This window comes from Blattabacterium cuenoti, assembly GCF_014252455.1.
Classification (GTDB): Bacteria; Bacteroidota; Bacteroidia; order Flavobacteriales; family Blattabacteriaceae; genus Blattabacterium; species Blattabacterium cuenoti_R.
In genome coordinates this window covers 601284-608467 of record NZ_CP060245.1, presented here as the reverse complement: position 1 = coordinate 608467, position 7184 = coordinate 601284, and the positions used below count along the sequence as shown (strand labels likewise).

Here is a 7184-nt window from a genome sequence, read left to right as displayed (position 1 = left end):
AATTTTTAAATTTAAAAATTGAATTTTTTTTATTTCTTTATACTACAAAGAAAATTTATAATAAAAATTAATATCTATTTTATACTTCAATTAAATAAAAAAAATATAAAATTTTTTTAAGATAAAATTATTAAAAAATAATAGATAATTTGATCTAATTTTTTACAAATTATTATGAAATAAATATTATTATATTATGAATGAAATGATTGATAATTTTAATTTAAAAAAATGGATAACAATAACTATATTTTTAATTAGTAAATTTTTTTTATTTTTTATTTTATTAATTATTTTAGAATTAATTTTTAATAAAAGTATTCGTTTTATAGGAAAGAAAATTGTTATTTCGACTAATTTTCATTGGTATAATATTTTATATGAAAATAAAGTTTTTGATAGTTTAGCTCATTGTTTCACATTATTTATTGGATTTATTTTTATTTCTATTTTTTTTGAAAATTATCCTACTATTATTTTTTATATAAAAAAAATATTTGATATTGTTTTTGTATTAATTATTTTACAATTTTTAATTAGAGTGATTAATTCAATAATGAAAATCACTACTAATGAAAATAATCATCAAACAATAGCCGTACGTTCTTTTTTTCAATTATTAAAAATAATATTTATTATATTTTGTGTTTTAGTTATTATTTCTATTTTAACTAAAAATGATATTATTACAGTTTTAACAAGTTTAGGAGCTATAACAGCTATTGTGATATTAGTATTTAGAGATATAATTTTAGGATTTGTTTCAGGTGTACAAATGTCTTCAACAAAAATGATTAAAGTAGGTGATTGGATTGGTATTCATAAATATAATATAGAAGGAACTGTGAGAGAAATTAATTTAACTTCTGCAAAAATAGAAAATTTTGATAAAACTATTACCAGTGTCCCTACATATGATTTAATTTCTACAGCTGTTACTAATTTTGAAGTAATGCGTAAAAAAAATATACGAAGAATTAAAAAATCTATATTATTTAATATTCAATCATTTTATTTTTGTAATTCAGATAAATTAGAAAATTTTAAAAATTTTTATTTAATAAAAAATTATATTTATAAAAAAAAAAAAGAAATAGAAATTTTTAATAAAAAAAAAAATATTGATCTTACTTTGGATATTAATGGAAGAAGATTAACTAATCTTGGTCTTTTTCGTCAATATGCTTTAGAGTATTTATATCAACATCCTAAAATTTCTCAATCAGAAACTTTAATGGTAAGATATTTAGATCCTACTCCTTATGGATTACCTATAGAATTATATTGTTTTACAAAAACATCGGAATCTATAAAATATGAAGAAATACAAGCTAGTGTTTTTGATCATTTATTAACAGCATCTAAAGAATTTGATTTAAAAGTTACTCAAGTAACTTATTCAAGTAACTTCTAATTTTTATCAATAAATTATAATGGTTAAATTAAGTGTTAATTTAAATAAAATAGCCACATTAAGAAATGCAAGAGGAGGGAATATTCCTAATTTATTACAAATTGCTATAGATGTTCAAAAATTTGGAGCACAGGGGATAACACTTCATCCCCGTCCTGATGAAAGACATATTACTTATAAAGATGTTTATGATATTCATTCAATTATTACCACAGAATTAAATATTGAAGGGAATCCTATTGATAAATTTATGAAATTAGTATTAGATGTTGTACCAGATCAAGTTACATTGGTACCTGATTCAATTAATGCTATTACTTCAAATTCAGGATGGAATACTATTCGTTATAAAAATTTTTTAACTGAAAAAGTACATCAATTAAAAAATATTGGAATTCGTACTTCTATTTTTTTAGATCCTAATCCAAAATTAGTTTCATCTGTAGCTAAAATAGGTGCAGATAGAATAGAATTATATACTGGTCCTTTTTCTTTAGGATATGCTAATAATAAATTGAATAGTATAAATCCTTATATTATTACTGCAAAAGAAGCAAATAAACATCATTTATTAATAAACGCTGGACATGATTTAAATTTAGAAAATATTTCATTTTTAATAAAAAAAATACCAAATATCGTTGAAGTTTCTATAGGACATTCTTTAATTAGTGATTCTATTTATATGGGATTAGAAAAGACAATTCAAATGTATTTAAAAAAAATTAACCAATTTTATATAAAAGATAATTAAAAATTATGATTTTATATTCTAAAATTTTTGGAAATGGATTACCTATTTTAGTTTTTCATGGTTTATTTGGAAATGGAGATAATTGGATTTCTTTTGCTAAAAAATTTTCTAAAAATTATCAAGTACATTTAGTAGATATAAGAAATCATGGAAATAGTTTTTCTTCAAAAGAAATGAATTATGATCTTATATCTAAAGATATATTAAAATATATAAATCATTATAAATTAAAAAATATTATCATGTTAGGTCATTCTATGGGGGGGAAAGCAGTAATGCATTTTTCTTTAAGTTATCCATTGATTCCTAAAAAAATTATTATTGTAGATATTTCTCCTAGAGCTTATTTATTAAATAATAATAAAAATATTATTCAAATTTTAAAAAATGTAAATTTTAATATTATTAACACAAGAAAAGATCTTAATAATTTTTTAAAGCCTTTTATTAAAGATATTAAAATAAGATCTTTTTTTTCTAAATCTACTTTTATAAAAAAAAATGGAAAATTAGCATTTCGTTTTTTTTTATTTGGAATTGAAAAAAATTATTTTCATTTAATTCAAGAAAAAATAAATTATTCTAATACATATAACCATCCAATTTTATTTTTACGGGGAAAAAACTCCAATTATATACTGAATAAAGATTATTCTTTAATAAAAAAGTTTTTTCCTAAAGCTGAAATAATAATTATTAAAAAATCATCACATTGGATTCATATAGATAATCCTATAGATTTTTATAAAGTAATTGATAATTTTTTAACTTTAAATAAAATATAAAAAAATGATATTTGATTTTGAAATTATTAGAAATTTTTATTCTCATTTAAAATTTCGAATTAATAAAATTCGAAATATTATCAAACGTCCTATGACGTATTCAGAAAAAATTTTATATGCACATTTATTTAAAATTAATAAAAATAAAAAATATTATATACGTAATGAATATGATTTAAATTTTTTACCAGATCGTTTAGCTATGCAAGATGCTACAGCACAAATGACTTTACTTCAATTTATGAAAACTGGAAAAAATAAAGCTAAAATCCCAACTACTATACATTGTGATCATTTAATACAAGCGAAAGATGGATCAAAAATAGATTTAAAAAAATCTATAAAAAATAATGAAGAAGTTTATAATTTTTTAAAAAAGGCATCTAATAAGTATGGAATAGGATTTTGGAATCCTGGATCTGGAATTATTCATCAAATAATTTTAGAAAATTATGCATTTCCTGGAGGAATGATGGTGGGAACAGATTCTCATACTCCTAATGCAGGAGGATTAGGTATGTTAGCTATAGGAATAGGAGGAGCAGATGCAGTAGAATTACTATCTGGATTTTATTTAGAATTAAAAATTCCTAAAATTATTGGAGTTCATTTAAAAGGAAATTTAAATGGATGGACTTCTCCTAAAGATATAATTTTAAAATTATTAGGAATGATAGGAGTTTCAGGAGCTACAGGTTGTATAATTGAATATTTTGGAAAAGGTATAAAAAATATTTCTTGTACAGGAAAAGCAACTATATGTAATATGGGAGCTGAATTAGGTGCTACATCATCTATATTTCCATATGATCAATCTATGAAAGATTTTTTATATAAAAGTAGAAGAAAAAAAATATCTAAAATTTCTGATACAATAAATAATTTTTTAAAAGCAGATAATGAAGTATATGAATATCCAAATAAATATTATGATCAAGTATTAACAATAGATTTATGTTCATTAGAACCGTATATTAATGGGCCTTTTACTCCTGATCGTGCTATTCCTATATCTAAAATGAAAGAGGAAATAAAAAAAAATAATTGGCCAGTGAAAATAAAAGTAGGGTTAATTGGTTCTTGTACAAATTCTTCTTATGAAGATTTCTCAAAAGCAATATCTATTTTGAAACAAGCAAAAAAAAAAAAATTAAAAATTGTATCTGAATATTTAATTACACCAGGATCTAATATAATTAATAATTTTTTAAAAAAAAAAGGATTTATTTCTATTTTTAAAGATTTTGGTGCTAAAATATTTTCCAATTCTTGTGGTCCTTGTATTGGAAAATGGGATAGAAAACAAAATATGAAAAAAAATAATACCATTATTCATTCTTTTAATAGAAATTTTTTATCTCGTAATGATGGTAATCCAAATACTCATGCTTTTATTGCTTCTCCTGAAATTGTTACTGCTTTAATATTTTCTGGAAAATTAACTTTTAATCCTATAAAAGATAAATTAAAAAATGAAAAAGGAGAATATGTAAAATTTGAAAAACCTATATCTGAAAATACTCCATTTTTTAAAAATTTAAAGTTAAAAGAATTAGGATATGAAAATGATAATAATAAAAAAAAAAGATATTTATCTTTGGATATTGATGTTCATTCAGAAAGATTACAAGTTTTGTCGTCATTTCCTGCTTGGAATAAAAAAAATTTATTAAATGTTAGGCTTTTAATTAAAGTAAAAGGAAAATGTACTACTGATCATATTTCTATGGCAGGTAAATGGTTAAAATATAGAGGACATTTAGAAAAAATTTCTGATAATTTATTAATTGGAGCTGTTAATTATTTTAATAATAAAACAAATTATATAAAAAATTTTTTAACAGGAAATTATGAGTCTGTTCCTGAAACGGCAAAATTATATAAAAATAATAAAATATCTAGTATAATTGTTGGAGAGGAGAATTATGGAGAAGGGTCTTCTAGAGAACATGCAGCAATGGAACCACGTTTTTTAGGTGTTATTGCCGTAATTGTTAAATCTTTTTCAAGAATACATGAAATAAATTTAAAAAAACAAGGTATTTTGGCTGTTAGTTTTTTAAATAAATCTGATTATGATAAAATACATGAAGATGATATTTTCCATTTTTATATAAAAGATTTTTGTCCAAAAAAAAATATTTTTGTAAAAATAATTCATTATAATGGAAGTTCAGAAACTATAATTGTTCAACATTCTTATAATAATAAACAAATTCAATGGTTTAAATATGGTTCTTTTTTAAACTTTATGAAAAAAAATAATTAATTGATATGAAATTTTTAAAAATTTTTATTTTAAGTGGTATTTTTTTTTATCAAAAAGGAATATCTCCTTTAATAGGAAAAAATTGTAGATATATTCCATCTTGTTCAAATTATATGAAACAATCATTATTAAAATACAATATAATTACAGCTTTTTTTATGATTTTTAAAAGAATTATCCGATGTCATCCATGGGGAAATAAAGGATATGATCCAATTAAATAAAATTTTATGATTTTATTTATGTTAAATTATATTAATTGGGATCCTATAAATAAATTTAATTTAGGTAAAGGAATATCTATTCATATTTATAGTTTAATGTTTATTATTTCTTTTATTATAGGATGGTATATTATGAAATTGATTTATAAAATTGATAATGTTCCTAAAGAATATTTAGATTCTCTATTTATATATACCGTTTTAGGGACTATTATAGGAGCTAGATTAGGACAAGTTTTTTTTTATGATTTATCATATTTTTATGATCATTGGATAGAAGCTATTCTCCCTATAAGAGAAAATCCTAATCATTATTTATTAGGAAGGATAAAAGGATATGAATTTATTGGATATAGAGGATTATCTAGTCATGGAGCTACTATAGGAATTATTTTTTCTAGTTTTTTTTATAGTAAAAAAATATTAAAAAAATCATTTTTTTGGATTTGTGATAGATTATGTATTGTCGTTACATTAGCTGCTGTTTTTATTAGAATAGGTAATTTTTTTAATTCAGAAATAGTAGGAAAACCATCTATTCCAATTTTACCTTGGTCTGTCAAATTTATACAAATGGATACAGGATATGGAGATATAATTCCTAGACATCCTACTCAAATATATGAATCAATTATTTATTTTTGTATTTTTTTATTATTGTGGTTTTTATATAAAAAAAAAAATATTAAAAAAGATATTGGATATATATCTGGAATATTTTTTATTATACTTTGGTCTTCTCGTTTTTTATTAGAATTTATAAAAGAACCACAAGGAGAAGAAATGATTCATTTATTTAATTTAAATACTGGACAATGGCTTAGCATTCCATGTATTATTTTTGGTATATTAATTTTTTATTTATCAAGAATAAATTTTTTTTCATGAAAAAAATAAAATATTTATTATTTTTTTTATTTTTATTTTTGATATCTTCTGAAAAAATTGACAATGAAAATCAATTATTTTTTGATATAGGAGATATATTAGAAATACAATTTATAAAACATGGAGAATTATCTTTTATGAAAAAAAATTTTTTATTAAAAAAAATTGATATAGAAATAGCTTCTAATGATATAGAAAAAATGAATGGATTAATGTACCGATCATTTATGAATGAAAATAGAGGAATGTTATTTATTTTGAAAAAAAAAGAAATTCAAAAAATGAATATAAAAAATATTCGAATTCCTTTAGATATTATCTATATTGATGAATCAAATACTATAATTTTTATTCAAAAATATGTCTCTCCTATGAGAGAGATATACTCTGTAAATAATTTAAAATTAAAATATATTTTAGAAATTAATGCAGGAATGTCTGATCGTTGGGGAATTAAAAAAGAAAAAACTAAAATTTATTTAAACAAATATTAGATATAAATTTATAAAAAAAATATTATGGTTTTTATATCAAATCAAGCTAAAAATAAATTAATTTCTCTTTTAAAACAAGAAGGATTATCTCAAGATATTTATTTTATTAGATTAGGAGTAAAAAATGGAGGATGTTCTGGTTTATCCTATCAACTTACTTTTGATAAAAAACAAAAAAAAGAAGATCAATTATTTCAAAATCAAGAAATAAAAATTTTAATAGATAAAAATAGTTTACCCTATTTAATAGGAACTACATTAGAATATTCAGATGGATTAAATGGAAAAGGTTTTTATTTTAAAAATCCTAATGCAAAACATACTTGTGGTTGTGGAAAAAGTTTTTCTTCGTAAGA

At 20.7% G+C, this 7184-nt stretch carries 8 protein-coding genes; all 8 read left to right on the top strand.

Annotation, left to right across the window (positions count from 1 at the left end; translation table 11 throughout):
* The first annotated feature begins 196 nt into the window (after window positions 1-196).
* The 8 genes from H0H56_RS03005 to H0H56_RS02970 are packed head-to-tail and all read left to right on the top strand — an operon-like array spanning window position 197 to window position 7182.
* The gene (locus H0H56_RS03005) at window positions 197-1414 is read left to right on the top strand and encodes a mechanosensitive ion channel family protein (protein WP_185873848.1); all 1218 of its coding nucleotides are present in this window, start codon (window positions 197-199) and stop codon (window positions 1412-1414) included.
* A 19-nt stretch (window positions 1415-1433) separates the two neighbouring features.
* Window positions 1434-2168, top strand: coding sequence for a pyridoxine 5'-phosphate synthase (locus H0H56_RS03000; protein ID WP_185873847.1), 735 nt, complete (start codon window positions 1434-1436; stop codon window positions 2166-2168).
* Window positions 2169-2173: 5 nt separating this feature from the next.
* Window positions 2174-2953 carry an alpha/beta fold hydrolase gene (locus H0H56_RS02995; protein WP_185873846.1) on the top strand — a complete coding sequence of 260 codons (780 nt, stop codon included), beginning with the start codon at window positions 2174-2176 and terminating at the stop codon, window positions 2951-2953.
* Window positions 2954-2957: 4 nt separating this feature from the next.
* Window positions 2958-5222: an aconitate hydratase gene (locus H0H56_RS02990; protein WP_185873845.1), complete on the top strand. Its 2265-nt coding sequence runs from the start codon at window positions 2958-2960 to the stop codon at window positions 5220-5222.
* 5 nt (window positions 5223-5227) lie between these two features.
* On the top strand, window positions 5228-5446 hold the full coding sequence (gene yidD, locus H0H56_RS02985) for a membrane protein insertion efficiency factor YidD (RefSeq protein WP_185873844.1): 219 nt from the start codon (window positions 5228-5230) through the stop codon (window positions 5444-5446).
* 18 nt (window positions 5447-5464) lie between these two features.
* Complete coding sequence (gene lgt / locus H0H56_RS02980; RefSeq protein ID WP_185873843.1) at window positions 5465-6334, top strand: prolipoprotein diacylglyceryl transferase; 870 nt, start codon at window positions 5465-5467, stop codon at window positions 6332-6334.
* Window positions 6331-6828 carry a DUF192 domain-containing protein gene (locus tag H0H56_RS02975; protein WP_185873842.1) on the top strand — a complete coding sequence of 166 codons (498 nt, stop codon included), beginning with the start codon at window positions 6331-6333 and terminating at the stop codon, window positions 6826-6828. Before lgt ends, H0H56_RS02975 begins: the two co-directional genes overlap by 4 nt.
* A gap of 24 nt (window positions 6829-6852) precedes the next feature.
* Window positions 6853-7182 carry a HesB/IscA family protein gene (locus H0H56_RS02970; RefSeq protein ID WP_185873841.1) on the top strand — a complete coding sequence of 110 codons (330 nt, stop codon included), beginning with the start codon at window positions 6853-6855 and terminating at the stop codon, window positions 7180-7182.
* Window positions 7183-7184: the final 2 nt, after the last annotated feature.

What these genes read in the sequence shown, in the direction of transcription:
- H0H56_RS03000 (WP_185873847.1), top strand. Translation starts at nt 1,434, where the DNA reads ATGGTTAAATTAAGTGTTAATTTAAATAAAATAGCCACATTAAGAAAT.
- H0H56_RS02975 (WP_185873842.1), top strand. Translation starts at nt 6,331, where the DNA reads ATGAAAAAAATAAAATATTTATTATTTTTTTTATTTTTATTTTTGATA.
- H0H56_RS02990 (WP_185873845.1), top strand. Translation starts at nt 2,958, where the DNA reads ATGATATTTGATTTTGAAATTATTAGAAATTTTTATTCTCATTTAAAA.
- H0H56_RS02970 (WP_185873841.1), top strand. Translation starts at nt 6,853, where the DNA reads ATGGTTTTTATATCAAATCAAGCTAAAAATAAATTAATTTCTCTTTTA.
- H0H56_RS02995 (WP_185873846.1), top strand. Translation starts at nt 2,174, where the DNA reads ATGATTTTATATTCTAAAATTTTTGGAAATGGATTACCTATTTTAGTT.
- yidD (WP_185873844.1), top strand. Translation starts at nt 5,228, where the DNA reads ATGAAATTTTTAAAAATTTTTATTTTAAGTGGTATTTTTTTTTATCAA.
- lgt (WP_185873843.1), top strand. Translation starts at nt 5,465, where the DNA reads ATGTTAAATTATATTAATTGGGATCCTATAAATAAATTTAATTTAGGT.
- H0H56_RS03005 (WP_185873848.1), top strand. Translation starts at nt 197, where the DNA reads ATGAATGAAATGATTGATAATTTTAATTTAAAAAAATGGATAACAATA.